This window comes from Pseudomonas reactans, assembly GCF_013387025.1.
Taxonomy (GTDB): domain Bacteria; phylum Pseudomonadota; class Gammaproteobacteria; order Pseudomonadales; family Pseudomonadaceae; genus Aquipseudomonas; species Aquipseudomonas reactans.
The window spans coordinates 85675-112386 of sequence record NZ_JACAQP010000004.1 but is presented as its reverse complement, the minus strand read 5'-3'; the positions used below and the strand labels follow the sequence as shown (position 1 = coordinate 112386).

Annotated in this window: 30 protein-coding genes and 1 pseudogene; 14 read left to right on the top strand and 17 right to left on the bottom strand. The window is 61.0% G+C overall.

Annotated elements, in window-relative coordinates; translation table 11 throughout:
• A partial coding sequence (locus tag HX793_RS31180; protein WP_218179927.1) for an AlgP family protein occupies positions 1 to 450 on the bottom strand: 450 nt, incomplete at its 3' end.
• Positions 451 to 642: 192 nt separating this feature from the next.
• On the opposite strand from HX793_RS31180, the gene HX793_RS03945 reads away from it, so the two are divergent.
• Positions 643 to 1320, top strand: coding sequence for an FKBP-type peptidyl-prolyl cis-trans isomerase (locus HX793_RS03945; RefSeq protein ID WP_016975859.1), 678 nt, complete (start codon positions 643 to 645; stop codon positions 1318 to 1320).
• 55 nt (positions 1321 to 1375) lie between these two features.
• Here HX793_RS03945 and HX793_RS03940 read toward each other — a convergent pair whose 3' ends face one another.
• The 7 genes from HX793_RS03940 to HX793_RS03910 form a co-directional block, all read right to left on the bottom strand.
• Entirely contained in the window at positions 1376 to 1834 is a 459-nt protein-coding gene (locus HX793_RS03940) for an Rsd/AlgQ family anti-sigma factor (RefSeq protein ID WP_016975860.1), read from the bottom strand.
• 209 nt (positions 1835 to 2043) lie between these two features.
• A complete protein-coding gene (locus HX793_RS03935; RefSeq protein WP_016975861.1) occupies positions 2044 to 2565 on the bottom strand; it encodes a disulfide bond formation protein B in 522 nt (173 codons plus the stop codon).
• Positions 2566 to 2791: 226 nt separating this feature from the next.
• Positions 2792 to 4033, bottom strand: coding sequence for a heme biosynthesis protein HemY (locus tag HX793_RS03930; RefSeq protein ID WP_095013969.1), 1242 nt, complete (start codon positions 4031 to 4033; stop codon positions 2792 to 2794).
• Between the two features lie 5 nt (positions 4034 to 4038).
• Positions 4039 to 5151, bottom strand: coding sequence for a uroporphyrinogen-III C-methyltransferase (locus tag HX793_RS03925; protein ID WP_177052614.1), 1113 nt, complete (start codon positions 5149 to 5151; stop codon positions 4039 to 4041).
• Between the two features lie 18 nt (positions 5152 to 5169).
• A complete protein-coding gene (locus tag HX793_RS03920; protein WP_016975864.1) occupies positions 5170 to 5928 on the bottom strand; it encodes a uroporphyrinogen-III synthase in 759 nt (252 codons plus the stop codon).
• Positions 5925 to 6866, bottom strand: coding sequence for a hydroxymethylbilane synthase (gene hemC / locus HX793_RS03915; RefSeq protein ID WP_016975865.1), 942 nt, complete (start codon positions 6864 to 6866; stop codon positions 5925 to 5927). Before hemC ends, HX793_RS03920 begins: the two co-directional genes overlap by 4 nt.
• Positions 6867 to 7004: 138 nt before the next feature.
• Positions 7005 to 7751 carry a LytR/AlgR family response regulator transcription factor gene (locus tag HX793_RS03910; protein ID WP_016975866.1) on the bottom strand — a complete coding sequence of 249 codons (747 nt, stop codon included), beginning with the start codon at positions 7749 to 7751 and terminating at the stop codon, positions 7005 to 7007.
• A 505-nt stretch (positions 7752 to 8256) separates the two neighbouring features.
• Between HX793_RS03910 and argH the strand changes: the two genes are divergently transcribed.
• Positions 8257 to 9651 (top strand): argininosuccinate lyase, encoded by a 1395-nt coding sequence (gene argH, locus HX793_RS03905; RefSeq protein WP_177052612.1) that lies wholly within the window; start codon positions 8257 to 8259, stop codon positions 9649 to 9651.
• A gap of 93 nt (positions 9652 to 9744) precedes the next feature.
• On the opposite strand, the gene HX793_RS03900 is transcribed toward argH, so the two are convergent.
• Positions 9745 to 10404 carry a glutathione S-transferase family protein gene (locus HX793_RS03900; protein ID WP_033897504.1) on the bottom strand — a complete coding sequence of 220 codons (660 nt, stop codon included), beginning with the start codon at positions 10402 to 10404 and terminating at the stop codon, positions 9745 to 9747.
• 125 nt (positions 10405 to 10529) lie between these two features.
• Between HX793_RS03900 and HX793_RS03895 the strand changes: the two genes are divergently transcribed.
• From HX793_RS03895 to HX793_RS03885, 3 genes are all read left to right on the top strand, one after another.
• A complete protein-coding gene (locus HX793_RS03895; RefSeq protein ID WP_010207441.1) occupies positions 10530 to 10814 on the top strand; it encodes a hypothetical protein in 285 nt (94 codons plus the stop codon).
• Between the two features lie 96 nt (positions 10815 to 10910).
• The gene (locus HX793_RS03890; RefSeq protein WP_010207442.1) at positions 10911 to 11165 is read left to right on the top strand and encodes a TIGR02647 family protein; all 255 of its coding nucleotides are present in this window, start codon (positions 10911 to 10913) and stop codon (positions 11163 to 11165) included.
• A gap of 168 nt (positions 11166 to 11333) precedes the next feature.
• Complete coding sequence (locus tag HX793_RS03885) at positions 11334 to 14174, top strand: class I adenylate cyclase (protein ID WP_177052610.1); 2841 nt, start codon at positions 11334 to 11336, stop codon at positions 14172 to 14174.
• Between the two features lie 11 nt (positions 14175 to 14185).
• Here the strand turns inward: HX793_RS03885 and rnk are convergent, their stop codons facing one another.
• From rnk to cyaY, 3 genes are all read right to left on the bottom strand, one after another.
• Positions 14186 to 14599 carry a nucleoside diphosphate kinase regulator gene (gene rnk / locus HX793_RS03880; RefSeq protein ID WP_016975871.1) on the bottom strand — a complete coding sequence of 138 codons (414 nt, stop codon included), beginning with the start codon at positions 14597 to 14599 and terminating at the stop codon, positions 14186 to 14188.
• Between the two features lie 131 nt (positions 14600 to 14730).
• Positions 14731 to 14949, bottom strand: coding sequence for a DUF1289 domain-containing protein (locus tag HX793_RS03875; RefSeq protein ID WP_016975872.1), 219 nt, complete (start codon positions 14947 to 14949; stop codon positions 14731 to 14733).
• Between the two features lie 2 nt (positions 14950 to 14951).
• A complete protein-coding gene (gene cyaY, locus HX793_RS03870; RefSeq protein WP_016975873.1) occupies positions 14952 to 15299 on the bottom strand; it encodes an iron donor protein CyaY in 348 nt (115 codons plus the stop codon).
• 238 nt (positions 15300 to 15537) lie between these two features.
• Between cyaY and lptM the strand changes: the two genes are divergently transcribed.
• Genes lptM through HX793_RS03840 form a run of 6 tightly spaced genes read left to right on the top strand, consistent with a single transcriptional unit; the run spans position 15538 to position 20126 of the window.
• Entirely contained in the window at positions 15538 to 15708 is a 171-nt protein-coding gene (gene lptM / locus HX793_RS03865) for an LPS translocon maturation chaperone LptM (protein WP_010207449.1), read from the top strand.
• A gap of 9 nt (positions 15709 to 15717) precedes the next feature.
• Entirely contained in the window at positions 15718 to 16965 is a 1248-nt protein-coding gene (gene lysA / locus HX793_RS03860) for a diaminopimelate decarboxylase (RefSeq protein ID WP_016975874.1), read from the top strand.
• A 3-nt stretch (positions 16966 to 16968) separates the two neighbouring features.
• A complete protein-coding gene (dapF, locus tag HX793_RS03855; protein ID WP_016975875.1) occupies positions 16969 to 17799 on the top strand; it encodes a diaminopimelate epimerase in 831 nt (276 codons plus the stop codon).
• Positions 17800 to 17812: 13 nt separating this feature from the next.
• Entirely contained in the window at positions 17813 to 18529 is a 717-nt protein-coding gene (locus HX793_RS03850; protein ID WP_177097192.1) for a DUF484 family protein, read from the top strand.
• 2 nt (positions 18530 to 18531) lie between these two features.
• Positions 18532 to 19431 carry a tyrosine recombinase XerC gene (gene xerC / locus HX793_RS03845; protein ID WP_016975877.1) on the top strand — a complete coding sequence of 300 codons (900 nt, stop codon included), beginning with the start codon at positions 18532 to 18534 and terminating at the stop codon, positions 19429 to 19431.
• Positions 19428 to 20126 carry an HAD family hydrolase gene (locus HX793_RS03840; protein ID WP_095013979.1) on the top strand — a complete coding sequence of 233 codons (699 nt, stop codon included), beginning with the start codon at positions 19428 to 19430 and terminating at the stop codon, positions 20124 to 20126. The genes xerC and HX793_RS03840 overlap by 4 nt, the downstream gene beginning before the upstream one ends.
• A 162-nt stretch (positions 20127 to 20288) precedes the next feature.
• On the opposite strand, the gene sutA is transcribed toward HX793_RS03840, so the two are convergent.
• The 4 genes and pseudogenes from sutA to glnK all read right to left on the bottom strand — a co-directional run bounded on the left by sutA (position 20289) and on the right by glnK (position 22714).
• Complete coding sequence (gene sutA, locus HX793_RS03835; protein ID WP_016975879.1) at positions 20289 to 20615, bottom strand: dormancy-specific transcriptional regulator SutA; 327 nt, start codon at positions 20613 to 20615, stop codon at positions 20289 to 20291.
• Positions 20616 to 20717: 102 nt separating this feature from the next.
• Positions 20718 to 20792 (bottom strand): annotated as a pseudogene (locus HX793_RS03830) (secondary thiamine-phosphate synthase enzyme YjbQ); the annotation flags it as partial.
• A 211-nt stretch (positions 20793 to 21003) separates the two neighbouring features.
• Complete coding sequence (locus HX793_RS03825; protein ID WP_016975881.1) at positions 21004 to 22341, bottom strand: ammonium transporter; 1338 nt, start codon at positions 22339 to 22341, stop codon at positions 21004 to 21006.
• A gap of 34 nt (positions 22342 to 22375) precedes the next feature.
• Entirely contained in the window at positions 22376 to 22714 is a 339-nt protein-coding gene (gene glnK, locus HX793_RS03820) for a P-II family nitrogen regulator (protein ID WP_002555808.1), read from the bottom strand.
• 422 nt (positions 22715 to 23136) lie between these two features.
• Between glnK and HX793_RS03815 the strand changes: the two genes are divergently transcribed.
• The gene (locus HX793_RS03815) at positions 23137 to 23397 is read left to right on the top strand and encodes an accessory factor UbiK family protein (protein WP_010567183.1); all 261 of its coding nucleotides are present in this window, start codon (positions 23137 to 23139) and stop codon (positions 23395 to 23397) included.
• A gap of 209 nt (positions 23398 to 23606) precedes the next feature.
• A complete protein-coding gene (locus HX793_RS03810) occupies positions 23607 to 25103 on the top strand; it encodes a YifB family Mg chelatase-like AAA ATPase (protein WP_177058483.1) in 1497 nt (498 codons plus the stop codon).
• Here HX793_RS03810 and HX793_RS03805 read toward each other — a convergent pair.
• Positions 25100 to 25684, bottom strand: a complete 585-nt coding sequence (locus tag HX793_RS03805) for a TetR/AcrR family transcriptional regulator (RefSeq protein ID WP_025999714.1) — start codon at positions 25682 to 25684, stop codon at positions 25100 to 25102. The genes HX793_RS03810 and HX793_RS03805 overlap by 4 nt on opposite strands.
• A 112-nt stretch (positions 25685 to 25796) precedes the next feature.
• On the opposite strand from HX793_RS03805, the gene HX793_RS03800 reads away from it, so the two are divergent.
• Entirely contained in the window at positions 25797 to 26711 is a 915-nt protein-coding gene (locus tag HX793_RS03800) for an ABC transporter six-transmembrane domain-containing protein (RefSeq protein ID WP_177052603.1), read from the top strand.
• The last annotated feature ends 1 nt before the right edge of the window (position 26712 follow it).

The window sequence follows — 26712 nt, the reverse complement described above, 5'->3', positions numbered from 1 at the left end:
TTTTGCAGCAGCAGTTTTGGCAACTGGCTTGGCAACCGCTTTTGCAGGTGTACGAGCGCCCAGCGCTTTAGCCACAGCTTCCTTCACACGACCAACGCCCTGGGCCAGTTTCAGGCTTTCCTGGGCATCTTTTTTCAGCTGGGAAATGTAGGCGCGTGTTTCAGCTTGGCGATCCTTGAGGGCGTCGAGCAGGTCCTCAAGTTCTTTGACAGCGTCTTTGGCTTTGGCTTGTGCCTTGGCCTTGCCGGCAGTGGCGGCGTCTTGCAGTTTGGTACGGGATTTGTGCAGCTTCTCTTGCGCTTTACCGCGTTGTTTTTCCAGCTTGGCGAGCAGTTTTTCTGCATCGGCCAGAGCTTGGGAACAAGCGCTTTCCAGATGTTCGAGCAAGCTGCCCGAGAGTTGTTGGAGTAAATGCAACGGGGTATTAACAGGCTTCTGTTTGGCCGACATGGTTTACCTCCTGGCTGACGTGGGTGCGGCTCATACTAGCCCTCTGCTCTTACCGCCGCTAGGGCATGTTGACAGTATCGTTTGCCTTGCGTTGCACCGTGTGAAAATTCTTATCGATATAACGAAAATGCGCGGCACTTTTTACCCTTTCACACTGGCATAATCCGTCGCACTTTCGGCGGGAGAATGCCCATGTCGCGTTACCTTTTTCTTGTGCTGGGTTTGGCGGTTTCGGTGGCCAATGCGAGCGATCAATCGCCGGCAAAAAACACTGAGCAGAATCAGCACGACCTCGCCTACAGCCTCGGCGCCAGCCTCGGTGAGCGCCTGCGCCAGGAAGTCCCCGACCTGCAGATCCAGGCGTTGATCGATGGCCTCAAGCAAGCCTATCAAGGCAAACCCCTGGCGCTGGACAACGCGCGCATCGAACAAATTCTTGCCCAGCATGAAGCACAAACCGAAGCCGACGTGCAGGCCCCTCAAAGCGAAAAAGCGCTCGCGGCCGAACAACAATTCCTGAGCAAAGAAAAAGCGGTAAAAGGCGTGCGTGAATTGGCGAATGGAATCCTGCTCACCGAACACACCTCTGGCACGGGTGAAAAACCCAAAGCCAGCGACCAGGTTCAAGTGAAATACGTGGGGCGGTTACCCGATGGCACGGTGTTCGACCAGAGCACACAACCGCAATGGTTTCGTCTGAACAGTGTGATCAGCGGCTGGAGCAGCGCCTTGCAGCAGATGCCCGTGGGAGCGAAATGGCGCCTGGTGATTCCATCAGCCCAGGCCTATGGCGCGGACGGCGCTGGCGAATTGATCCCACCTTACACGCCCCTGGTGTTCGAGATCGAGTTGCTCGGCACCCGTCCTTGAACCCATAAAAAACGGTGCGTCATGCGCACCGTTTTTCGTATATCGCTATCGAGGGTCAAGCCTGGGTAGCAGACTCTTCCTTGTGAGCGTTGTGCAGCACTTCAATCAAGCAGTCTTCCAGCTCGAATCGCTCGTGAAGCAACGCGCCCAACTCTTTGAATTTATCCGCCACGCAGTTACCGGCATCACACAGGTCGGTGAACTCAAGCAGTTTCTCGGTGATGACATCGATGCGCGGGTAAAGGGTCTCAGCCAAATCCAGGCCGCGCTGATCGTCGAAGGCCTCTGCCTCCTTGGTCAGTTGTTCGTAGACACCGAAATGGCCGGCTGACACGTAATCCACCAGCACACCACAGAAATCCTGCAACGGTTCACGGTTCTGCGCCAGTGCCTCGGGCTTGGCGCCGAGCGCATCAAAGGCCCGAACCAGTTCATGACGTGCCTTCAGCCAGCTGTCGATCAGCTTGTGCACCCCACCCCAGCGTTCCTGAGCATTCTGACAACTTTCCAGCATGATGATCTCTCTTCCCTATAGGGGCGCTGCCGCCTGGTGCCCGCGCAACACTTCAAGGATAAAGCAGCAGCCGGACAAGGCCGCATCTGACAAACGGTTTCAATCATACGTGCGGGCCAGATTATGCCCGCATGACTGTGGCTTCAAGGTACGCAGGAGAGAAAGTTCATACAAGTGTTTAATCCCGTCCTACGAACCGCAACTGACCTTCAGCGTCTCGCCGGTCGCAGGCGATGGCTTAAAAGCAGTCGTGAAAACTGCATGGCACCGAGGATCAACATCCCGACGAAGAACAACAGGCTCCATTCCGGCAGGCTCAAGTCAAACAGCGTCCAGTTGATCTCCACGCAGTCGACGGTACCTTTGACAGTCAATTGCAGGGCCTGCCAAAACGACAGGTTTTCGATCATATAGTGCAGGCTAGGCCAGCAATTAGCCGCCTGCTCCGGTGCGGCGTTTTGTAGCAGCACCTGGCGCACAGCGGTAATGGCGCCGAGTAATGCAAAGGCCATGCTTGCCAACCCATACAGGTAGGTCACAGAGCGCTTGGGGTTATGGATCACGGCGACCAGATTGGTCAATGTAAAGGCAGCCAGGAATCCTCTTTGCATCTGGCACAGAAAGCAAGGGCGCAAGGAGACACCGAACTCGAGATAAAAGGACGCGCCCAATGTCAGCGCACCGGCCAGGAACGCGAGGAAAAACAAGGAGCGTGAAGGGGCCAAAGACATGCTTTATCCGCACCGCGAAAGATAGGTCGCTACGGTAGAGTAAAGGCCTGACCCCTTTCAATACGTGCAGGAGCAGACAATTCCGCGAGAGGGTAAGGACTTTGCGCCTGAACATGGAAGAGATTGCCCCGCAGGGCGTCGGACTTTGCTCACAAACGCGCTACCTGCACGCCAGTCCAGCGTCATCAAGGGTTGGCTGCAGGGCTTCTGGGCCAACCCCCCTGCATCAAACCCGGGCCGGGACAGGCAGCGGTGATGCCAGCAAACGGTTATCCAGCAACCCCAGCCCCTCCTGGAACAGCTGGTTACTACGCTCGGTGTCACCCAGTTGCGCCAACAACCGCGCCAACTCGGCACAGGCCTCGGGATTGCGCTGCACCTGCAGGCTGCTTTCCAGATAGTCCCGCGCTTTGCCCCACAGGCTATTTTGCAGGCACAGGCGGCCCAGCGTCAGTAACAGGCTGGCATCACCTGGATGGTCCTTGAGCCAACCTTCGGCAAACTTCAATTGCTTGGCGGGGTCGCTGCCACGCAGCAAGCCGTAGAGCCGAATCAGATGGCTGTCGTAACCGCGCTTGATCGCGCCGCGCAGCGCTTCCTCGGCTTTGGCATCGGCGCCCAACTGGCGCAGTTGCTCGGCGTAAGCCAATACCAGTTGCGGCTCCTGGCGCTGGGCGGAAGTGAGTTGTTGCCAGGCGCGCTCAAGGGACTGCAAGCCGGCCTCGCCCTGCTCTTCACGCTGGGCCGCGAGGCTCAGGTTCTCGCCCCAAGCGCGACGCTCAAGCTCGGCGAGCTCACTGGCGGGCAGCACTTTATCCTTGCGCAGTTCCGGCAGCAGGCGGATCACAGACGACCAATCGCCCCGCTGCTGATGCAGACGCTGCAGTTGACGCAGGACCTGGGCGTTATGGGGATGGCGTTCGTGCATGGCCTGCAAAGTGGTCAGTGCGCCGTCAGTATCGCCGCGATCCTGTTGCAGTTGCGCATGGCTCAAGGCAACCGCCAACTCGGCCTGGGGCTGACGCTCAAGGGCGCGCTCCAACAAACCATCGGACTCTTCGTACCGTCCCTGTTCATTCGCCGCACGGGCCGCGCCGAGGTAATACAGCAGTGGCTGACGCTCCGCTTCGGCAGCACGGTGCAAGTGACGCTCGGCACTGGCCCAGCGGCCTTCGGCGAGGTCCATCTGGCCCTGCTCGATGGCAATCTGCACGCGACGACTGCGGTTACGCCGCGACCACGGGTTGACCACGCCACCGGAGGTGGTGACCAGGCTCAGCAGCACACGGATCAGGTAGATCGCCAGGCCGATGGCAAACACCGCTACCAGGGTCGCCCACAAGCTCGACTCGTAATGCAGCACATGAGGGTAGGTAATCAGCACGTAGCCCGTGTGTTTCGAAATGCCCACTGCCAGTGCCAGCGCGATAGCAATCGCCAGCACCAGGATCACATAGAAACGTTTCATCGGCTCTACTCCTGCTTCGCCGGCGTGGCCGCCGCCTTGGCTTCGTCGGCAGACAGATGACGACGCTCAAGATACGCCTGCACGGCAGCCAAGCTGGCAGCCAGGTCCGGCGTGACAACCGAGACCGCCTTGGGCTCAAGCTCGGCAATACGCGCCAGCATCGCCTTGCTCTGCGGGTTGTCCTGGTTGAAGTTGTCCTGTAACACGCTGCGCGCCTCGCCCAATGAGCGGCTATAGACCGCCGACTCACCATTGAGCGCTGCCCATTGCGCCTGCTCCAGCGCCAGGCTCAGGGCCAGGCGCACTTGGTTCAAACCTTGGCCGGCCAGTAATGGACGGATGTTGTCATCCGGGTTGAAGTCGATGCGGAAGTAGCGGGAAATCTGCTCCCACCATTGGCTCCAGCGGCTTTCCGTATCGGTGGTCGGACGCCCCTGGGAAGCAGGTTCGGTCAACTGATATTCAGGTGCGATAGCCGCCAGTTGCACGACCTGATCACGCAAGGCCGCCAATTGCAGGTACAGCCCGGTGCGGTCCGGCTGCTCGGTGCTGCGCAGCGCGGCGAGGCTCTTGGCCAATTGCTCGCGGGCGGCATAGGAGCCCGGATCGCTTTGCTCGCGTAGAATCTCGTCGGCACCCTGGACCAACGCCTGGGCGCTGTTGATATCTTGAAGGGCAGAAAGGCGCAGGCTCGCCAGGCGAATCAAGTGTTCCGCCTCAGCCAGGCGCCAGTCCTTGCGGCTGGACCCCAGCACAGTTTCCAGACGTTGGCTCAGGCGCTGCTGATCACCCTGCAACTGGGCCACCAGGCGACGACGCTCCTCCAGCTCATCCGCACCCGGCAACTGCGCCAGCCGGGCGGCCAGTTGTTGCTGGCTTTGCTTGAGGGACTGGGATTGGTCATCGAGGGTCTGCACCTGGCCCAGTTGCTGCTGGCTGCTGGCTTGCAGCGCGCGGACCTGCCAGATCCCCCAACCGCCGGCGGCAACGCCGGCAGCGCCGAGCAGCAAGGCGACGATGGCCAGGCCATTGCCACGGCGCGGCGCGGAGACCGGTGACTCAACCGGCGCATCAACTGCGGGTTGGGTTTCATCTTTAGGCAAGGCTGTTTCGCTCACGTATCCGTCCTTTGCGTTTCAGAGAGTGGGAACGGGATAGCTCCGTATCGCCACTAACAAAGCCGCGGCACTCGCGCCACGACAATCCACAACTTTTTCTGCGCCAGCGGCCCGCGCCATCTCTTGGACTCGCGGGCTTGGCACGAACAACGGCAACTGTGCCACCTGGGGCCAATCGGCTCCGGCCAGGGCTTGCAGGTGTAAAAAACCCTGCCCACTGCTGACCACCAGGCCGTTCAAGCGTTCCAACTGGATGCGCTGCATCAGCGCACCGGCCTCGTAGGCCGGCAGAAAACGGCGATACAACTCCAGATAGTCGACACTAGCACCTTGTTCGCGCAAACGCTCCGCCAGCAGCTCGCGACCACCCTCACCGCGCAGGATCAACACCTGGGCATCCGGACGGGCGATAGCCTCGCGCAACGCGGGCAATTGAAGCAAGGCCTCGCTGTCGTCGCCAGTCGGCGGATACTTAACATTCAGGCCCTGTTCGGCCAATACCTGCGCCGTGGCAGCGCCGACACTGAACCACGTCAACTGCGGCCATGCGCGATCCAGCTGCGCCACGGCAAGGCGCGCCGCAGGCTTGCTGACGACAATCACTGCGCAGTAGCGCCCCAGGTCATGGAAGACGGCTTGCTGCTCAGGTGTTACGGGGAGCGGCTCGATATCCAGCAAAGGCAGGCTGCTGCTGAAAATACCCGCTTCGGACAACGAGGCCGCCAGGGCCATCGACTCCTCGGCAGGCCGCGTCAGCAGCACGCGCCATTCGGTCACTGCGGGCCGGCCTCGCCATAGACCTTCTCCAAGATGGCACCAGCGCCCTTCTCCAGCAGCTCTTCGGCTACCTGAATACCCAAGGCCGTGGCGTCACGCTGGGGGCCTCGCACCTCGGCGGTCAGCAGCGTGCCGCCTTCCGGGTCGCCCACCAGGCCACGCAGCCACAGGTTTTCACCTTCGAGCACGGCGTAGCAGGCGATAGGCACCTGGCAACCGCCGTTGAGGTGCTTGTTCAGGGCACGCTCGGCCGTGACGCGGACTTCAGTGTCGTGGTGATCAAGAGGTTTGAGCAGGGCGTGGATTTCACTGTCGGCGGTGCGGCATTCAATGCCAACCGCACCTTGCCCGCCGGCAGGCAGGCTGTCCTCGACGCTGATGGCCGAGGTGATGCGGTCTTCAAAACCCAGGCGAATCAGGCCGGCCGCTGCGAGAATGATCGCGTCATATTCGCCCGCATCCAGCTTGGCCAGGCGGGTGTTGACGTTGCCGCGCAGGAAGCGGATCTGCAGGTCCGGGCGACGGGTCAGCAATTGTGCCTGGCGACGCAGACTAGAGGTGCCGACGATGCTGCCCAGGGGCAATTCATCCAGGGATGCGTAGGTGTTGGAAACGAAGGCGTCACGCGGGTCTTCGCGCTCACAGATGCAAAACAGGCCCAGGCCTTCAGGGAAGTCCATGGGCACGTCTTTCATCGAATGCACCGCGATGTCGGCTTCATTCTCCAACAGCGCGGTTTCCAGTTCCTTGACGAACAGGCCCTTGCCGCCGATCTTCGACAGCGGCGAGTCGAGCAGCTTGTCGCCGCGACTGACCATGGGCACCAGGGACACCACGAGGCCTGGGTGGGCCTGCTCAAGGCGTGCTTTGACGTATTCGGCCTGCCACAAGGCCAGGGCGCTTTTACGGGTGGCGATGCGGATTTCGCGAGAGGACATGGATCAATCCGTACTGAATAGATACGGCAGATAATAACAGCTCAGGCAAATACGCTTTGATTTGAATCAGCAAGTGCGGGGCCTCCCTGGCCGCGTCGCACCGGGATATGGGTTGCAGGCCTCACCACAGCCCTCGGGCTAAAGCTGCTGCATCATCTTGCGCACACCGGCCACATGCCGTCGGCTGACGATCAGCGCGTCGCCATTAAGGCCTTTCAGGAACAGCTGAAAGTGCCCCAGCGGCGTGCGCTGCAGACGTTCGATGCGCTCGCGGGCCACCAGTGCATTGCGGTGGATTCGCACGAAGCGGTCGCCGAATTCATCTTCAAGCGCCTTGAGCGGCTCATCGAGCAGCACTTCGCCGCCCTGGTGGCGCAGGGTTACGTACTTGTGATCGGCGATAAAATAGACCACCTCGCCCAAGGGGATCAGTTCGATGCCTTTGCGGGTGCGTGCGCTGATATGGCTACGTGGCCCGTTTCCACTCTGGGCAGCAGGCTGGGTCAGGGCGGCGAGTTGCACACGGGTTGGGCGTTCGGCCTTTTTCAAAGCCTTGAGCAATGCTTCGCCAGCCACCGGTTTGACGAGGAAGCTGACTCCACTGGCTTCCAGCGTCTGCGCGGAAAACTCTTCGCCGGCCGCGCAAAACACCACGGCGGGTGGCGACTCTCGCTCGCTCAGTCGGGCGGCAACTTGCAGGCCATCAAGGCCCGGCATACGGATGTCGAGCAACACCACATCCGGCTTGAGGCTGTCGATCAGCGTCAACGCCTCTTCGCCCGTGGTGGCGCTCGGTTCGAGTACTGCGTAACCCTCGAGATCACTGACCAAACGGCTCAGTCGCTCGCGGGCTTGGGGTTCGTCATCAACGATCAGGACATTCATATTGCGCTGGATTCCTGCGTGAGTCTCGCACAAGGATAGCGTAGACAGGTGCGGTGACTTGCGTCACAGCGATCCACGCTAAGACTAGCGCGAGCGGCAAAAAGTGCCCTGAGAGTGGCACCCATATTTACCCGGACCTGTTCAATAGCGCCCAAGACCTGCTGCCTTCGGGCATCGTCGTAGGGTTTGCTGATACACAATCCGAATACCCCCCTTTTTAAATGGATAGTCTGGGCTCTGACCGCAGCACCCGACTTTGGTGCATTCACACACTATCAGTCCAACTGTAGACGCTCACTGAGACGACATTGCTCAATCGTCAAATATCGTTTCAATAAGTACCTGTCCCCAGTCTCGTCCTGGACGCGGTCGGCGGCAAGGCACTTAGCCATCCTTTGCGCAAATAAAAATGCCGACGACCCGCAGCACCGCGCCTACTGGCAACCCTGTTATTATCGCCGGCACACTTCCATGCCTCTTTATTAAGCAGATCACGAGCGAATCCATGAGCACCGACAAGACCAACCAGTCCTGGGGCGGCCGCTTCAGTGAACCCGTCGACGCCTTCGTCGCCCGCTTCACCGCCTCCGTCACCTTCGACCAGCGCCTGTACCGCCACGACATCATGGGCTCCATCGCCCACGCGACGATGCTGGCCAAGGTCGGCGTGCTGACCGACGCCGAGCGCGACAGCATCATCGACGGCCTGACCACCATCCGTGGCGAGATCGAAGCCGGCACGTTCGACTGGCGCGTCGACCTGGAAGACGTGCACATGAACATCGAGGCGCGCCTTACCGACCGCATCGGTGTGACCGGCAAGAAGCTGCACACCGGCCGTAGCCGTAATGACCAGGTGGCCACCGATATCCGCCTGTGGCTGCGTGACGAAATCGACCTGATCCTGTCCGAGATCACCCGCCTGCAAAAAGGTCTTCTGGAACAGGCCGAGCGCGAGTCGGACACCATCATGCCGGGCTTCACTCACCTGCAGACCGCGCAGCCTGTGACCTTCGGCCACCACCTGCTGGCCTGGTTCGAAATGCTCAGCCGCGACTACGAGCGCCTGGTGGATTGCCGCAAGCGCGCCAACCGCATGCCATTGGGCAGCGCCGCGCTGGCCGGCACCACCTACCCGATCGACCGCGAGTACACCGCGCAATTGCTGGGCTTCGACGCCGTCGGCGGCAACTCCCTGGATGGCGTGTCGGACCGTGACTTCGCCATCGAATTCTGCGCCGCCGCGAGCATCGCGATGATGCACCTGTCGCGTTTCTCCGAGGAGCTGGTGCTGTGGACCAGCGCGCAATTCCAGTTCATCGACCTGCCGGACCGTTTCTGCACCGGCAGCTCGATCATGCCGCAAAAGAAAAACCCCGACGTGCCCGAGTTGGTGCGTGGCAAGAGCGGCCGCGTGTTCGGCGCCTTGATGGGCCTGCTGACCCTGATGAAAGGCCAGCCTCTGGCCTACAACAAGGACAACCAGGAAGACAAAGAGCCGTTGTTCGACGCCGCCGACACCCTGCGCGACTCCTTGCGCGCGTTTGCCGACATGATCCCGGCGATCAAACCCAAGCACGCAATCATGCGTGAAGCGGCGCTGCGTGGGTTCTCTACCGCAACCGACCTGGCGGACTATCTGGTGCGCCGCGGCCTGCCGTTCCGTGACTGCCACGAAATCGTCGGCCACGCTGTGAAGTACGGCGTGGACACCGGCAAGGACCTGGCGGAAATGAGCCTGGAAGAACTGCGTCAGTTCAGCGACCAGATCGAGCAGGACGTGTTTGCCGTGCTGACCCTGGAAGGCTCGGTGAATGCCCGTAACCACGTGGGCGGGACTGCGCCGACGCAGGTGAAGGCAGCTGTGTTGCGCGGCCAGGAATTGCTCGCCAGCCGCTAAAAGCATCGCAGGCAAGCCAGCTCCCACAGGAAATCGCATTCCAATGTGGGAGCCGGGCTTGCCCGCGATAGCGTCCTGCCAGACGCCAAAAATCTATTTCTTGGCCGCGATCATCGCCATAAACGCCGGCATCGCCGCCTCTCTGTCCGCCGCCACTTTCTGAGCGTTGGGCATTGCATGCAGCCTGTCCAACAACGCCTTGGCCTTTGGCATCTCAGCCAGCCAATCCAGCCCAAACAACTTCTCGCCCACCGCGCAGGCGAGGTTCACGCTGTACATGAAATACAAATCGGCAATCGTGAAGCTCTCCCCAGCGACATAAGGCGCGAACTTGCCGTGCCTGCCCAACGAACCAAAACCCAACAGCAACTCGGCCTTGGACTTCTCCTTGATCGCCTCCGGCACCGGCATGCCAAAAAACGCTTCTGCAAAACACGCGCGAGCAGGCAACTCGATGTACAACTCGATTTCCCGGCACAGCGCCAGCACCTGCGCACGCTGGAACGGCTCGGCCGGCAACAGCGCGGGCCCTTCCTGGGTGTGTTCGATGTATTCGAGGATCACGCTGGTTTCGTTGATAAAACCCTGTTTCACGCCCAGCACCGGCACCTTGCCCCGCGGGCTCACGGCCAGGGCTTCGGGGGTTTGACCAGCGTAAAAAGGCACCTCTTCGAAAGGCAGCCCTTTCTCCAGCAGCGCCAGCTTGACCATGTTGTAGTAGTTGCTGACCGAAAATCCATAAAGCTTGAGCATGTCTGTGCCTCCAGGCCGGGAATGGGGTTGGCTGCAACTGTTATAGATCCCGGCGCCCGCCCTGACCAGCAGCATCACCCACCTGAATGGGGGTAGACTGGCGCCCTTTCCTTGAGGAGCCTGCCATGAGCGAGCCGACCGATATCGACAACGACGAAGAAGAATTCGCCGAAACCACGCTGATTGAAGCGATCGAGAACCAGATCGAGAGCGAAAACCCACCGGCCGCCAAGGCCACGTTCAACAAGCTGACCTTGGTGGGCTACGAGCGTGAAGAGATCCTGCAACTGATGGCCCACGTGCTCGCGGTCGAGATCGACGCGCTGCTGGAAGAGGACCGCGCCTTCAATACCGAATGGTATGAAACTGCACTGCGCGCCCTGCCGGAATTGCCGCCCGAAAAGCAATAAATCCAACACGCGGCAACACACTGGACAGTTCGGCAAAGTGCGTTCACCTTATGGCCTGCTAGCCTCTAATAAATTCTTAGAAAGTCTGGAGTCCTTATGTCGTATACCCCTGAGTTGGTTGCCGAACTGGAAATCCTTGTACTCTTCCCCCTGGACAGCACCAAAGAAGGTCTGAAAGTCCACCAGACCGCTGCGCCTACTGCCATCGCCGCTGCCAAACGCCTCCACGCGAAAGGACTTATCGACCAGCCGGACGGGGGCTACCTGACCAGCCTTGGCCGGGACGCCGCAGAGCAGGCCCAGACCCTGCTGACTATCTTGACCACTGCCACCACCAAAGAAGCCGCCTGATACCGGATACCGCCCATGGAGTCCGCCCTTTGCGGATTCCGAGGGCGTTGCTGTGCCCGTGCAAAAATTCTGACGTCAAAAACCATTTCCCTCTAAACCTCCTACGCTACTGGCTGTAAACTCCTACACGGCCGCCCACGTCGGGCCCTGCGAGCCACCGAGTTCGACATGACCCGCACCCATGAAATCCGCCCCGACCTGGACGAAGGCATCGACCGCAAGGTGCTGGCCCAGTTGCGCGCGCGGTTCATGGCCCTCAATGAAGGCCGTATGGCCCGGGCCATCGAGGGGCTGACGCCGCGCCAGCAAAGCGTGCTGAACCTGTTGCCGCTGTTTTTCCACGTCAACCATCCGCTGCTGCCGGGCTATGTGTCAGGCAGTACGCCGGCGGGTCTGTCGAATTACGAACCGGACGCCCAAGCCCTCACCGAAGCCCAGCGCCTGACTCGATCGTTCTCCTACAAGACACGCCACGGCAACCCGCCGCGACCGATCCATGGCCTGTTCCTGATGGGCAGCCTGGGCACCCTGGCCCAGGCCGACCAGAGCGATATGGATGTGTGGGTGTGTCACGCCGCCGACCTGAGCGAGACTGAGCTGGCCGAACTGCGCAAGAAATGCCAGTTGCTGGAAGCCTGGGCCCTGACCATGGGCGCCGAGGCCCACTTCTTCCTGATCGAGCCGACACGCTTTGTGCTCGGTGAACGCGACACGCAACTGAGCTCCGACGACTGCGGCACCACCCAGCATTACCTGTTGCTGGATGAGTTCTACCGCACTGCCATCTGGCTGGCCGGACGCACGCCGATCTGGTGGCTGGTGCCGGTGTATGAAGAAACCCGTTATGCCGAGTTCACCCACACGCTGATTTCCAAGCGTTTTATCCGTGCCGACGAAACCCTCGACCTGGGTCACTTGGCGCGCATTCCCCCAGGCGAATTCATTGGTGCCGGGCTGTGGCAACTGTTCAAGGGCATCGAGTCGCCCTACAAATCCGTGCTCAAGCTGTTGCTGACCGAGGTCTACGCCAGCGAACACCCGAACGTGCATTGCCTGAGCCTGCGCTTCAAGCGAGCGGTGTTCGCCAACCAGATGGATCTGGATGAGCTGGACCCGTACATCGTGGTGTACCGCCGCATCGAGGAATACCTCAAGGCCCGCAACGAGCCCGAGCGCCTGGAACTGGTACGGCGCGCGCTGTACCTGAAGGTCAACCGCAAGCTCAGCGCCGGCCAGCGTACCACCAGCTGGCAGCGCCTACTGCTGGAGCGCCTGGCCCATGAATGGGGCTGGGACCAGCGCCAATTGGCGTTGCTCGACAGCCGCAGTCAATGGAAAGTGCGCCAGGTCGCTTCCGAGCGCCGCGCCTTGGTGAACGAACTCAATTACAGTTACCGCTTCCTGACCCAATTCGCCCGCACCGAACAGACCGTCAGCCTGATCAACAAGCGCGACCTCAATGTGCTGGGTCGGCGCCTGTACGCCGCCTTTGAACGCAAGGCCGGCAAAGTGGAGTTCATCAACCCCGGCATTGCCCCGGACTTGGCCGAAGACACCCTGACCCTGGTGCAATCGCCCAACCGCAAGGAGCCGGGCCAGCACCACTGGGGCCTGTACAACGGCAATCTTACGGCGCTGGAATGGGAACACTTTGCGCCGATCAAGCGCAGCCGCGACCTGCTGGAAATGCTGACCTGGTGCCATCGAAACGGCGTGATCGACAGCAGCACGCGCCTGGCGCTGCACCCCGGCACCAGCGACATGACCGAATTCGAGCTGTTCAACCTGCTGGGCAGCCTGCAACAGACCATCGCCCTGCCCCTGGCCAGCGTGGACGAAGAGCGCCTGCTGCGCTCGGCAGTGCCCGAGGAAGTGTTGCTGCTGATCAACGTCGGTGTCGACCCACTCAAGCATCACCGCGACCTGAATATCCTGATGACCACCGAGCGCACCGACTCCCTGAGTTACGCCGGTGTACGCGACAACCTGGTGCTGACCCTGGACCAAGTCACGCTCAATAGCTGGAACGAGGTGATGGTCAGCCGCTACGACGGCCCCCACGCGCTGCTCGACTGCCTGCGCGATTACCTCAACCAGTTGCCGTCGGACCACCTGCCACGCCTGCGGGTGCGCTGTTTCTGTCACAACCGTGCGCAATTCATTGCCCAGCGCGTGGAAGAAATCTTCGACACCGCGCAGAACCTGCTGCTCGGCCAGGGCAATCACCGCTATTTGCTCCAGGTGCAGCAGCACTATCACGTCATGGAGTTGATGCCGGGCCAGGCCAACCACGTATCCCTGCCGACCCAAGAGGCGCTGATCGCCTATCTCAGCGAAGAATTGGCCAGCTACAGCCCGTTGCACCTGGACGCCATGGCCCTGGAAGACCACGACCTGGCGTTGCTGCTGCCGATGGGCATGGCCGATTGCGTGCAGGTATTTTTCCGGGTCAACGAAGGCTTCGCCGAACTGTATGTATTGGATGAGTTCAACGCGCTCTGGCAGCAGCGCCTGCCGTTTCACGATGAACAGAGTCTGTTGGCGCCGTTGCAGCGTTTCTTGCAGTCGATCATTTATCGCCGGGACGCGCTGTCGCCGCTGGACCCGCAAGAGCCGCTGGGCGCGGTGCAGGTCTTGTATTACCAGCTATTGCCGTCAGGCAGCGGTCGCGCGCGCGGCATCGAACCTCGGCCCGCACCGCTGAACCCGGCGAACAAACCGTTTTACGACGTGCAGGCGATTATCGGCAAGGCCGCGCCGGGCCAGGTTGGCATTACCTTGTACTGCAATCAGCGGGAGTTTTCCGAACTGGAATTTGGCGACCAACTGTTTGCAGTGGTCGCCCAGGAAATCGTCGGGCAACGCCGGGAAACCGAACGCTACCGCTGCTACATCACCGACCTGGACCTGTCCGGCCTGCTCGGCGATGTGCAAAGCCCGAGTAACCTGTATCTGCGCTACAAGGCCGAGCTGGAGCTGTCGCTCAATGTGGCGCTGAGCCAGATTTAGAGCGGCTCCTGTTACATGGAGAATGCGCCACCGTCTTTGGGCTGGCCTTCAACACTGAGCAGTTCCAGCTTGAGCGTCTTTCCGCCCGGCGCAGGCCAGTCAATATGCTGGCCAACCTGCAGGCCCAGCAAGGCGCTGCCCACCGGCGCCAGGATCGAGATCTTGCCTTCGTCCGCATTGGCATCTTTCGGGTAGACCAGCGTCAGGTGGTAGTCCTTGCCGCTGCTTTGCTCACGGCAATGCACGCTGGAGTTCATGGTCACGACACCCGCAGGCACTTCATCGTGGCCAACCACGTCTTCGGCGCGGTCGAGTTCGGCTTGCAACGCTTCGACGCCGGGAGATTCGTCGCCCAAGCGGTCGATCAGTTGCTCCAGACGCTGCACGTCAAGACGGGTGAGGATGATGGACGGTGCGGTGGTCATGATTCAGGCAGACTCCTTTTTTCTGCACAAAAAAGCAAAACCCCGCCAGGAAAAGGCGGGGTTCTCACGGGCCTCGATGAGTTGAGGCGTATCCGGACACTACCACAGCGTCACAAATAAACAAGACGACCTCAGGCGCGCGCCCTGCGCTGCTCGGCCTCGGCGCAGATCACCCGGCGGCGGGCATCGTCGGCAGAGCGCCATTCACGGATGTCTTCCACGTGGCGGAAGCAACCGAGGCAGACTTTTTGCTCATCCAGGCGACACAAACTGATACAAGGTGACGGCACCGCCGGGCTGACATTACTGAACAGCGGCTTCGGCGGACGGACAGGTGCAGGCTGGGTCACAGTCAGTTCTCGTCCTGCCCCAACTCATCAAAGTCCAGCGCTTCGCCGGTATATTCCTCGACCAGGCGCGCGAGCATTTCACCCAACAGCTCCTCACTTTTGTCGCACTGCCATTTGCCGCTTTCTTCGTCGTAGTCGAAGTGCACACCACCGGAGCGCGCCGCCAGCCACAGCTGACGCAACGGCTCCTGGCGGCTGAAGATCAGTTGCTGGCCGCTTTCGAACTTGACGGTCAGCACGCCGGCCGAGTTTTCCAGGTCCACGTCCAGGCCGCTGTCGTCGAAAATATCTTCCAGCGCCTGCTGGGTCGAATCCACCAGGTCGTGAAAACGGGCTTCGGTCAAACTCATTGTGGCAACCTCAAAAGTGTCTGGTTTTGCTCAAGCGCCGCACGATACGGGCGAGCCCCGCCGATTGCAAAGGATACCGATTTCAACACGATTGACGGTGTGAAAAATCCTCACGCAGCGTAGTACGCTTCCCGGCTGTGTCGGCAAACCCCCGCCGGACGGGTATTCCAGCGCATAGGCAAGCTGGCGGGTGGTCGGTATACTCGGGCGCAATTAATGCATATTCAAGGATTTCGCCATGAAGCGCCTGATCTCTTCCCTTGCTGCGCTCGTCGCGGTCGCTTGCCTCGTTAGTGCCTGTGGTCAAAAAGGCCCGCTGTACCTGCCCGATGACAGTAAAGACCCGAATGAACAGGCGCAATCGTCGCAAAAGCCTTCCAAAGCGCATAAGCACGACACCTACGAATAAGGGAATCCCATGGACGCTTTTAACTACCGGGACGGCGAGCTGTTCGCGGAAGGCGTGGCGTTGTCCGCGATTGCCCAGCGCTTTGGCACCCCGACTTATGTGTATTCCCGTGCGCATATCGAAGCCCAATACCGCTCCTTCACCGACGCCCTCGACGGCGTGCCGCACCTGGTGTGCTACGCGGTCAAGGCCAACTCCAACCTCGGCGTACTGAATGTCCTGGCGCGCCTCGGCGCTGGTTTCGACATCGTGTCCCGTGGCGAGCTGGAACGCGTACTGGCCGCTGGCGGCAAGGCTGACAAGATCGTGTTCTCCGGCGTCGGCAAGACTCGCGAAGACATGCGCCGTGCCCTGGAAGTTGGCGTGCATTGCTTCAACATCGAATCCACCGACGAGCTGGAGCGCCTGCAGGTCGTGGCCGCCGAGATGGGCGTTCGCGCGCCGATCTCCCTGCGCGTCAACCCCGACGTCGATGCCGGCACCCACCCGTATATTTCCACCGGTCTCAAAGAGAACAAGTTCGGCATCGCCATTGCCGACGCCGAGGACGTATACATCCGCGCCGCGCAACTGCCGAACCTGGAAGTGCTGGGTGTCGACTGCCATATCGGCTCGCAACTGACCACATTGCCGCCGTTCCTGGATGCGCTCGACCGCCTGCTGGCGTTGATCGACCGTCTCGGTGAATGCGGCATCTACCTGCACCACATCGACCTCGGTGGTGGCGTGGGCGTGCGTTATCGCGACGAAGAGCCGCCGCTGATTGCCGACTATATCCAGGCGGTGCGCGAGCGCATCGAAGGCCGTGACCTGACGCTGATGTTCGAGCCTGGCCGCTATATCGTCGCCAATGCCGGCGTGCTGCTGACCCAGGTCGAGTACCTCAAGCACACGGAGCACAAGGATTTCGCCATCGTCGATGCGGCGATGAACGACCTGATCCGCCCGGCGCTGTACCAGGCCTGGATGAATGTCACCGCCGTGACACCGCGCGCCAGCGAAGCCCGCGCCTACGACATCGTAGGTCCGATCTGCGAGACCGGCGACTTCCTGGCCAAGGACCGTCAGTTGGCCCTGGAAGAAGGCGATCTGCTGGCCGTGCATTCGGCCGGTGCCTACGGGTTTGTCATGAGTTCCAACTACAACACCCGCGGCCGTACCGCCGAGGTGTTGGTGGACGGTGATCAAGCGTTTGAAGTGCGTCGCCGCGAGACGGTAGCCGAGTTGTATGCTGGCGAAAGCCTGCTGCCGGAGTAAGCCATGCTGCTGCGTTTTACCAAGATGCACGGGCTGGGCAATGATTTCATGGTCCTCGACCTGGTCAGCCAGCACGCGCATATCCTGCCCAAACACGCGAAACAGTGGGGCGACCGTCACACCGGTATTGGTTTCGACCAGTTGCTGATCGTCGAAGCGCCAAACAACCCGGAAGTGGATTTCCGTTACCGGATCTTCAACTCCGACGGTTCCGAAGTGGAACAGTGCGGCAACGGTGCGCGCTGCTTTGCGCGCTTTGTGCTGGACAAACGCCTGACCGCCAAGCGGCAGATCCGCGTCGAGACCAAGAGCGGCGTGATCGAGCTGGATATCCGCAGCGACGGCCAGATCAGCGTCAACATGGGCGCGCCACGCCTGGTGCCGGCGGACATTCCGTTCCAGGCTAACGAGCAAGCTGTCAGCTACGCCCTGGACGTTGATGGCAAGGCCGTCGACATCGCTGCCGTGTCCATGGGCAACCCCCATGCCGTGCTGCGGGTCAACGACATCAACAACGCCCCCGTGCATGAATTGGGGCCGAAAATCGAACACCACCCGCGCTTTCCGGCGCGGGTCAACGTGGGCTTCCTGCAGGTGATCGACCGTACCCGCGCGCAATTGCGCGTGTGGGAACGCGGCGCTGGCGAAACCCAGGCCTGCGGCACCGGTGCTTGCGCCGCTGCCGTGGCCGCGATCAGCCAGGGGTGGATGGATTCGCCGCTGTTGATCGACCTGCCCGGCGGACGCTTGTCCATCGAGTGGGCAGGCCCTGGCCACCCGGTGATGATGACCGGGCCGGCCTCGCGCGTATACGAAGGACAGGTCCGTCTATGAGTGAGCCAATCCAATGACCGATAAGCCTCAAGTACCCGCACAAGCATCCCCGAGCGAAAGTCTGGAGGCCGCTGCCGTCGCGGCGTACCTTGAGGCTAATCCGGACTTCTTCGTCGAGCACGAAGAACTGCTGCCGGCCCTGCGCATCCCCCACCAGCGCGGCGATACCGTGTCGTTGGTGGAGCGGCAGATGAAGATCCTGCGCGAGCGCAACATCGAGATGCGCCACAAGCTCTCGCACCTGATGGACGTCGCCCGCGATAACGACCGCCTGTTCGAGAAAACCCGTCGCCTGATCCTGACCCTGCTGGACGCCACCAGCCTGGAAGAAACGGTGATCGCCGTGGAAGACAGCCTGCGCCAGGACTTCCAGGTGCCGTTCGTGAGCCTGATCCTGTTCAGCGACAACCCGATGCCGGTGGGTCGCTGGGTCAGCGGCAGCGACGCACAAACCGCTATCGGCGGCCTGCTATCCGAAGGCAAGACCATCAGCGGCACCTTGCGCGAGCATGAGCTGGACTTCCTGTTTGGTGCCGAACAGCGCCTGCAGATCGGCTCCACGGCGGTGGTCGCGCTCAGCCATCAAGGCCTGCACGGCGTGTTGGCCATCGCCAGCCGTGACCCTCAGCACTACAAGAGTTCAGTCGGCACGCTGTTCTTGACCTACATCGCCGAAGTACTGGGCCGCGTCCTGCCGCGCTTCACTACCGCCCTGCGCGCGGTGCGCTAGCCATGGAACGGCAACTGGACGCTTATTGCGCTCACCTGCGCAACGAGCGCCAGGTGTCGCCCCATACCCTGGAAGCCTACCGGCGGGACTTGAACAAGGTCCTGGCCTACTGCGCGAAACAACAGATCAACAGTTGGAAGGCTCTGGATATCCAGAGCCTGCGCAGCCTGATCGCACGCCTGCACCAGGCGGGTCAATCCTCGCGCAGCCTGTCGCGCCTGCTCTCGGCGGTGCGCGGGCTCTATCACTATTTGAACCGCGAAGGCCTGTGCGACCACGACCCGGCCAACGGCCTGTCACCGCCCAAGGGCGAACGGCGCCTGCCCAAGACCCTGGATACCGACCGCGCCCTGCAATTGCTAGATGGCGCCGTCGAGGATGACTTCCTGGCCCATCGCGACCAGGCCATCCTTGAGCTGTTCTATTCATCGGGCCTGCGCCTGTCGGAGCTGACCGGCCTGAATCTCGACCAATTGGACCTGGCGGACGGCCTGGTGCAAGTGCTCGGCAAGGGCAGCAAAACCCGCGTCCTGCCGGTAGGCCGCAAAGCACGAGAAGCCTTGCAACTGTGGCTGCCGCTGCGCCTTTTGACCAACCCGGCGGACGACGCAGTGTTTGTCAGCCAGCAAGGCCGACGCCTGGGGCCACGGGCGATTCAGGTGCGCGTCAAGGCCGCCGGTGAACGCGAGCTGGGGCAGAACCTGCACCCACACATGCTGCGACACTCCTTTGCCAGCCATATGCTGGAATCGTCCCAGGACCTGCGCGCGGTTCAGGAGCTGCTCGGCCACTCAGACATCAAGACCACACAGATCTACACCCATCTGGATTTCCAGCACCTGGCAACGGTGTACGACAGCGCCCATCCACGGGCTAAACGAATCAAGGGCGGCGACTCATGAGTATCAAGCTGATCACCTTCGACCTGGACGACACACTCTGGGACAACGTACCCGTCATCATCAGCGCCGAAGCGTCGATGCGTGAATGGCTGGCGATCAACGCCGCCAAGGTTGGTGACTTGCCGCTGGAGCACTTCGCCAGTCTTCGCCTGCAGGTGCTGGAGCGTTATCCCGAGCTGAAACACCGGATCAGCATCCTGCGCCACCGGGTGTTGATGCATGCATTTGAAGAAGCCGGCTATCCACAGCCTGAAGCTACGGAAATGGCGGATGTGTGCTTCGAAGCGTTCATTCACGCGCGGCACCAACTCACCCCCTTCCCCGAAGCGGAGCCCATGCTCCGGGCGCTGCGCCAGCACTTCCTGCTGGGGGTGATCACCAACGGCAACGCCGACGTGCAGCGCGTGGGCCTGGCAGACTACTTCCACTTTGCCCTGCGCGCTGAAGACATCGGCATCGCCAAGCCGGATGCGCGATTGTTTCAGGAAGCCTTGCAACGCGGTGGCGTGGACGCCAGCGCGGCGGTGCATATTGGCGATCATCCGGGGGATGACATTGCCGGGGCACAACAGGCGGGGCTTCGGGCGGTGTGGTTCAACCCGACGGGTAAGGTGTGGGAAGCCGACAAGCGCCCGGATGCGGAGATTCGCAGCCTGACAGAACTGCCGCCGCTGCTCGCAAGCTGGAACACATAAACCTGTAGGAGCGAGCTTGCTCGCGAAGAACGCCCAGGCACTGCGTTCATTCAGAATGCCCGCGTTATCGTCGACGTTTTTCGCGAGCAAACTCGCTCCTACAGAAACCCATGAAAAAGCCCGCAGCGACGGCGGGCTTTTTCTTACAAGCGGGTCCTGACCTCAGATAGGTCGGCTGCCGTACTTGTTATCCGGCTTCTTCGGTGGGTCTGCCACCACGTTGGCCTCGACTTCCTGCACTTTGCCGCCTTTAGCGAGGAACTCTTCCATCGCACGGGCCAGGGCATCACGCTCTTTGTTCTTGGCTTCAACGCTTGGCAATTCATCTACCGACACAGCAGCCTTGGCTTTGCCTTTGGCAGCCGGGGCAGGTGCGTCATCGCCACCGTCGTCGTCAGCAACGTCTTCCGCCGCCGCTTCCAGACCTTCTTCGGTGTCGTCTTCGTCACCCACTTCGAGTTCGTCGTTTTCCAGATCATCGTCGCTCATGTTCTACCTCATGACTTGCGAAAAGCAGATTAGTTATAGCCCAGCTTCACCCTCTGTCGAGGCAGCCGGAAGAAAATCAACATCCACTGGGTAACCAGTGGCTTATGCCCCATCACCGTGCAAGGCGACGAGGACTTTACGAGCACCGCCATGATCACGGTGCTCGCCCAGATAAATACAGTTCTGCGCCCATCGGCGCGCATTCTAGCGCGCTCTGGGAAAAAACAAAGTGTCGAATACGCCTACATGCCTGTAAGACATTCGCACGCAGAAAAGTGCCGTGTGCATCCCATCACAAACCCGGCGTAAAAACCGTTACACATTGGTATGACTGACAAACGCCAGGCAAAAAAATGCCCGGCAAGCCGGGCATCTTTTTTTCACGCTATTACAAGTTGTAGCCGCGTTCGTTGTGTTGCGCCAGGTCGAGGCCGACCGCCTCTTCCTCTTCGGTCACCCGCAGGCCCATGACCATGTCCAGCACCTTGAGGATGATGTAGGTCACGATCGCCGTGTAGATAACAGTAAAGCCAACGCCTTTGCACTGGATCCAGACTTGCGCAGCGATGTCAGTCACCGTGCCGAAGCCGCCCAGCGCAGGGGCTGCGAACACACCGGTGAGGATCGCACCGACGATACCGCCGATACCGTGCACGCCGAAGGCGTCCAGGGAGTCGTCATAGCCCAGCTTGCGCTTGAGGCTGGTGGCGCAGAAGAAGCAGATCACACCGGCAACCAGGCCGATCACCAGGGCGCCCATCGGGCCCACGGTGCCTGCGGCTGGGGTGATAGCAACCAGGCCAGCGACTACGCCCGAGGCAATGCCCAGTGCGCTTGGCTTACCGTGGGTGATCCACTCGGCGAACATCCAGCCCAGCGCCGCAGCAGCGGTAGCGATCTGGGTGACCAGCATCGCCATGCCGGCAGTGCCGTTGGCCGCAGCCGCGGAGCCTGCGTTGAAGCCAAACCAGCCGATCCACAGCATCGCCGCGCCGATCAGGGTGTAACCCAGGTTATGCGGAGCCATCGGGGTGGTCGGGAAGCCTTTGCGCTTGCCGAGCACGATGCACGCCACCAGGCCAGCCACACCGGCGTTGATATGCACCACGGTGCCGCCGGCGAAGTCCAGCACGCCCCAGTCCCACATCAGGCCACCGTTGCCGCTCCACACCATGTGCGCGATCGGCGCGTAGACCAGGGTGAACCAGATCGCCATGAAGATCAGCATCGCAGAGAACTTCATACGCTCAGCGAAGGCACCGACGATCAGCGCCGGGGTGATGATGGCGAACGTCATCTGGAAGGTGATGAACACGGCTTCCGGAAACAATGCCGCAGGGCCGGTGATGCTGGCCGGAGTCACGCCCGCCAGGAACGCCTTGCCCATGCCGCCGAAGAAGGAATTGAAGTTGACCACACCCTGTTCCATACCGGTGGTATCGAACGCGATGCTGTAGCCGTAGACGACCCAGAGGATGCTGATCAGGCCGGTGATCGCGAAACACTGCATCATCACCGACAGAATATTCTTTGAGCGGACCATGCCGCCGTAGAACAGCGCCAGGCCAGGGATGGTCATGAACAGCACCAAAGCGGTGGCGGTCAGCATCCAGGCGGTGTCGCCGGAATTGAGGACTGGAGCAGCCACTTCGTCTGCCGCCATGGCCAGGCTTGGCATTACGATGGACAACAGGGCTCCGAGCCCTGCGAATTTACGCAGAGTCATATTGTTTTCTCCTGGGGCGTTGGGGTTTGGCGGCTTAGATTGCGTCGGTATCGGTTTCGCCGGTACGGATGCGAATAGCCTGTTCCAGATTGACCACGAAGATCTTGCCGTCACCGATCTTGCCGGTGTTGGCGGCCTTGGTTATCGCCTCGATAACCCGATCAAGATCCTTGTCGTCAATGGCGACATCAATCTTCACCTTCGGCAGGAAATCGACCACGTATTCCGCGCCGCGATACAGCTCTGTATGACCCTTCTGCCGACCGAAGCCTTTGACCTCAGTAACGGTAATGCCCTGCACGCCGATCTCGGACAACGACTCGCGCACATCGTCCAACTTGAACGGCTTGATGATGGCAGTGACTAGCTTCATGAAAACTCTCTCCCGAATTGGTGGACTTGCCCCAGGAAAACAAACCCGTCTCAAGTCTAAGCGCAGTGCCTGGCTTTGTAACGCGTCGTCGCCTCGGCATTTGCCTTTGCGACGCCCGCGAACCACTGGTGACGAAACCTGTACCCCTGATCCGTCGGCGCACTGCATTCGTCACAGCGACTGCATCAGTGCATGGGTCATGATCGTCTAAGCAGAAACCTTGCCAGCTCCGTAAAAACCACTGAAATCAGTCCTTTGCCCACTTATGCCCACCTGCCGGGCATTTGGAGGGTGGCAATGCGCACAAAAACAGTGCGCCGCCGCCCGACCCTCTGCGCGAAAAGCGTGCGCCCGCCGTCGTGAAAAAGACTATAGACGCTGCGTGATACACTGCTGGCCAACAGTTTTCCGGAATATTTCCCATGCTCGCGCCCAAAGACCTCCTCGACGCCCTGAGCGGCCACGCCTCTCGCCTGTTCAGCGGTGACACGCCGTTGCCCCGCAATGAAATCGAAAGCCAATTCAAGGCATTGCTGCAAAGCGGGTTCAGCAAACTCGACCTGGTGAGCCGGGAAGAGTTTGATAGCCAGATGGTGGTGCTCGCCCGCACGCGTGCGCGGTTGGAAAGCTTGGAAGCAAAAGTCGCTGAGCTGGAAGCGCGTTTAAACCCACCCGCCGAATAAAAACTCCCTTGCTCGCGAAGAACCCGAGAGCGCCGCATCAAACCAGATTCGCTGCGTTATCGTTGACGATCTTCGCGAGCAAGCTCGCTCCTACAGTTGGTTCTCCATAGCTGTGGATACGTTCTGTAAAACCTCCCCTGCTTCGCTTTTCCCCACCTCGTCTACCCTTGAAAAACCGCAGGAAGCGGCCCTCTTTTCAAGGAACGAGCATGTCCCTCGCCATCGTCCACAGCCGCGCCCAGATTGGCGTGGAAGCCCCCGCCGTCACCGTCGAAGTGCACATGGCTAATGGTCTGCCGTCGCTGACACTGGTGGGTTTGCCGGAAACGGCGGTCAAGGAAAGCAAGGACCGGGTGCGCAGCGCCATTCTCAATTCTGCGCTGCAATACCCTGCCCGCCGCATCACGCTGAACCTGGCGCCCGCCGACCTGCCCAAGGACGGCGGGCGTTTTGACCTGGCGATTGCCCTGGGAATCCTGGCGGCCAGCGTGCAGGTGCCGGCGTTGATGCTCGACGACGTGGAATGCCTGGGAGAACTGGCACTGTCCGGCGAAGTGCGGGCAGTGAAAGGCGTGTTGCCGGCGGCCTTGGCGGCACGCAAGGCCGGGCGCACCGTGATAGTGCCGCGCGCGAATGCCGAGGAAGCTTGCCTGGCGTCGGGGTTGAAAGTGATCGCGGTGGATCATTTGCTGCAGGTGGTGGCTCACCTGAATGGACATCAGCCTATCGAGCCCTACAAATCCGATGGTTTGCTGTATCTGAACAAGCCTTACCCGGACTTGAGCGAAGTACAGGGCCAGCTCGCTGCCAAGCGCGCACTGCTGATTGCCGCGGCGGGGGCGCATAACCTGCTGTTCAGCGGCCCGCCCGGCACCGGCAAGACCTTGCTCGCCAGTCGGCTGCCGGGTTTATTGCCACCGTTGAGTGAGCAGGAAGCCTTGGAAGTGGCTGCGATTCAGTCGGTTGTCAGCCTGGCGCCCTTGAGCCACTGGCCCCACAGGCCGTTTCGCCAGCCGCACCATTCAGCGTCGGGCCCGGCGTTAGTAGGGGGCGGGTCAAAGCCGCAACCGGGAGAAATTACCCTCGCCCACCACGGCGTGTTGTTCCTGGATGAATTGCCAGAGTTCGACCGCAAAGTGTTGGAGGTACTGCGCGAACCACTGGAATCAGGGCATATCGTAATCTCCCGCGCCCGCGACCGCGTAAGTTTCCCGGCGCGCTTCCAACTGGTGGCCGCCATGAACCCCTGCCCGTGCGGGTACCTGGGTGAACCCAGCGGGCGTTGTCGCTGTACACCGGAGCAGATCCAGCGTTACCGCAACAAGCTCTCTGGGCCCTTGTTGGACCGTATCGACTTGCACCTCACTGTGGCGCGAGAAACCACCGCGTTGAATCCTGCCCGGCAGTCGGGCGATAACACGGCCGAGGCATCGGCACGGGTCGCCCAGGCCCGCGATCGCCAACAGCAACGCCAAGGCTGTGCGAATGCTTTCCTTGATCTGCCGGGGCTACGCAAGCACTGCACGCTGGCGAAGGTCGACGAATGCTGGCTGGAAAACGCCTGTGAACGGCTGACGCTTTCCCTGCGCGCAGCCCATCGGCTGCTCAAAGTGGCACGCACCCTAGCCGACCTTGAGCACGCCGATAGCATCACCCGGGCGCATCTGGCGGAAGCGTTGCAGTATCGGCCCGCGGCCGTTGGCTAGGGTGATTCGGGGAAGTCCAGCAGCAATCGCGCCACTTCCATCACTTCATCCAAGGCCGCTTCGGCCGATTCCGTGGAGGGTTTGAGCATCAAGTCGTCGGCGTAGCCCATCGCCACGGCAAAGATCTGGCGGGCAGCACGTTGTGGCGAGTCACAACGCAGGACATTGGCAGCGACACCTCGCTCGATCACTTCGGCGAGCATACCTTGCCATTGAGCATTGATTACCAGGTAAGCCTGGGCCATTTGCGGGTCTTGCATCGCTTCGTCCCAGGCATCCAGCCACAGCGCCCAGCCTGCATCGGCAGTGCTCGGAAGGCAGTCACGCAGAAAACCCACGAAGGCTTCCAGAGGTGGTGCTTCTGCCAGAGGCGCCCGCACTTCGTCCAACTGTTCGTTGGCAAACCGCACAAAGGCTTCGCGGCGCAGCTCTTTCCAGTCGCTGAAGTAGTGATAGACGTGGCTACGGGACAGCCCGGCATGTTCGGCCAAGTCGCGGGTGGACACATCGGCAAACCCCCTGCTGCGAAACAGCTCCAGGGCGGCGGCGATGATCTGGTCTTTGCGGTCGATACGCGACATAGGCAATTCCTTTCGGCGCCAGCAGATAAGCGGCGCTTGCTTTTTGAGCGATCGCTCAAGGATACTTGAGCAGTCGCTCAATAATAGCGTCTATCATCCCTTTGGTGCACCCATGACATCCGTCACCCCTCAAATCCTGATCGAAGAAAGCAAGAAAATCGGCCAGCAATCCGCCGGCCAGACCCTCAAGGCGATCGCCAAAGCCTATCCCGGCAAGCTGTTAGGCACGCTGTCATTGGTCGCACTGGAAAATGCCCTGCTGCTGGCATACCCGTTGTTTGCCGGGTTTGCGGTGGATGCAATCATTCGTGGCGATGCCAGCAACGCTCTGTTCTATGCCGCCGTGGTCCTGGCGTTCTGGGTTGTCGGCGCGGCACGCCGGGCGCTGGACACCCGAACCTTCACCCGGATCTACGCCGACCTGGCGGTGCCGGTGATTCTGAACCAGCGCCTGCAGAACCACAGCACCTCCAAGTCAGCGGCACGGGTGGTGCTCGCACGGGAATTTGTCGACTTCTTTGAGAAGCACGTGCCGATCATCGCCACGGCGCTGGTATCGATTATTGGCGCGGCGGTGATGCTGATCGTGATCGAGCCCTGGGTCGGCCTCGCGTGCCTGGGCGCACTGCTGCTGTGCATCACGCTGTTGCCGCGCTTTGCCCAACGTAACCAAGCGCTGCATGAGCGCCTGAACAATCGCTTGGAAAAGGAAATCGGTCTGGTGGAGAAAGTCGGTGCACCGACCTTGCGACGCCACTACCAGGTGCTGTCGCGCCTGCGGATCTGGCTGTCAGACCGCGAGGCGGCTGCGTACCTGTTTCTCGGTACGCTGGCCGCCTTGCTCTTTGTGGTCGCCATCAGCCAGTTGGCCTTGTCCCCCGCCGTCAAGGCCGGCCACGTGTACGCGGTCATGACTTACCTGTGGACCTTCGTCACCAGCATGGACGAAGCCCCAGGCATGGTCGACCAACTGGCGCGCCTCAAGGACATCGGCAAGCGCGTGGACCCAGGGCTGGGCGACCGCTAGG